This is a genomic window from Endothiovibrio diazotrophicus, assembly GCF_054657215.1.
The window spans coordinates 1-218 of record NZ_BAAHXB010000397.1 but is presented as its reverse complement, the minus strand read 5'-3'; the positions used below and the strand labels follow the sequence as shown (position 1 = coordinate 218).

The following is a 218-nucleotide window of genomic DNA, read 5'->3' as shown; positions in this document are numbered from 1 at the left end:
ACCGAATACGGCGAACGGATTCAAGAGCACTATCGCTCCGTGCTGAAGGAGCACGGCATCGACTCCGCTCAAAAACACTACGACGCACTGATTGCCGACCCGCAGTCGAGCGAGGCGTTACGCCAAGAGTTCGAAACGCAGGTGAAAGGCGACGACCGGCTGACCGCGCTGATGCAGAAACTGGGCATGGGCTCCTTCAGCGGGGGGTAGCAGAAAAA

1 protein-coding gene is annotated in these 218 nt (G+C 58.7%); it reads left to right on the top strand.

The features are described from left to right. A partial coding sequence (locus tag ACYQ2W_RS26955; RefSeq protein WP_459874240.1) for a hypothetical protein occupies nucleotides 1–210 on the top strand: 210 nt, incomplete at its 5' end. Nucleotides 211–218 lie beyond the last annotated feature (8 nt).